This is a genomic window from Plebeiibacterium marinum (assembly GCF_026013615.1).
GTDB classification, from domain to species: Bacteria; Bacteroidota; Bacteroidia; order Bacteroidales; family Marinilabiliaceae; genus Saccharicrinis; species Saccharicrinis marinus_A.
This window is the reverse complement of sequence record NZ_JAPDPI010000122.1, coordinates 1-755: the sequence shown is the minus strand read 5'-3', so window position 1 is coordinate 755 and position 755 is coordinate 1. Positions and strand designations below refer to the sequence as shown.

The window sequence follows — 755 nt, the reverse complement described above, 5'->3', positions numbered from 1 at the left end:
TAGTATGGAGGTAAATAAATATCATCCGTTAAAATAGAAACCAAAACTGAATATTAATCTTTAACTTTGTAAAGGATATAAACTTACAGGTTATGAACATAGTTGAGAAAAGAGACTTTATACACAGTCATTTGCACAGGGCAAACGAAAGAACTATTAATGAGTTCTATGAGAAGCTTCGCAAAGAAGAAGTTTTACAGGAAAAGTTAGAAAGCAGGGCTTTGAAATCTGAAAAAAACATCCAGTTGGGTAGGGTTTTTTCAAGGGAAGAAATAGAGCAAAGAATATCAAATATAGGTCGTTAATGAAGCTTATTTTCACAGAGCAGGCTCTTTTTAGTCTTGAAGAAGCGTTAAATTTTATTGCGCCAAAAGTATCGAATAAGAAACTGAATGAAATCAAGAATAATATCCTGGATGCGGCAGATACGCTTCTTTTACAACCTCACCAAGGACAAAAAGAACCACTCTTGGAACATTTAGATTTAGAACATCGTCGTTTAATCGTAAACCATTACAAAATAATCTACCGGGTTATCGGAGAGCATATTTATATCACAGATATTTTTGACTCAAGGCAAGATCCTGATAAAATGAAAGGATAATCACACAGCCAGACACACTCCTCTCGCTGAGCCTAGCGAGAAGATAATGTAAATCATCCGGCGTATGCCCCTCGCTGATCGTAGCGATTAAGTAAGAAAACGGCTCGGCATAGCGTCTCGCTATGTCGTATTAACCAAGGCCTCTGGCCTG

Annotated in this window: 2 protein-coding genes; both read left to right on the top strand. The window is 37.1% G+C overall.

Features of this window, described 5'->3' with window-relative positions; genetic code table 11:
* Positions 1-92: 92 nt before the first annotated feature.
* Positions 93-305 carry a hypothetical protein gene (locus tag OM074_RS21160; RefSeq protein WP_301202711.1) on the top strand — a complete coding sequence of 71 codons (213 nt, stop codon included), beginning with the start codon at positions 93-95 and terminating at the stop codon, positions 303-305.
* Positions 305-604 carry a type II toxin-antitoxin system RelE/ParE family toxin gene (locus OM074_RS21155; RefSeq protein WP_301202710.1) on the top strand — a complete coding sequence of 100 codons (300 nt, stop codon included), beginning with the start codon at positions 305-307 and terminating at the stop codon, positions 602-604. Before OM074_RS21160 ends, OM074_RS21155 begins: the two co-directional genes overlap by 1 nt.
* Positions 605-755: the final 151 nt, after the last annotated feature.

What these genes read in the sequence shown, in the direction of transcription:
- OM074_RS21160 (WP_301202711.1), top strand. Translation starts at nt 93, where the DNA reads ATGAACATAGTTGAGAAAAGAGACTTTATACACAGTCATTTGCACAGG.
- OM074_RS21155 (WP_301202710.1), top strand. Translation starts at nt 305, where the DNA reads ATGAAGCTTATTTTCACAGAGCAGGCTCTTTTTAGTCTTGAAGAAGCG.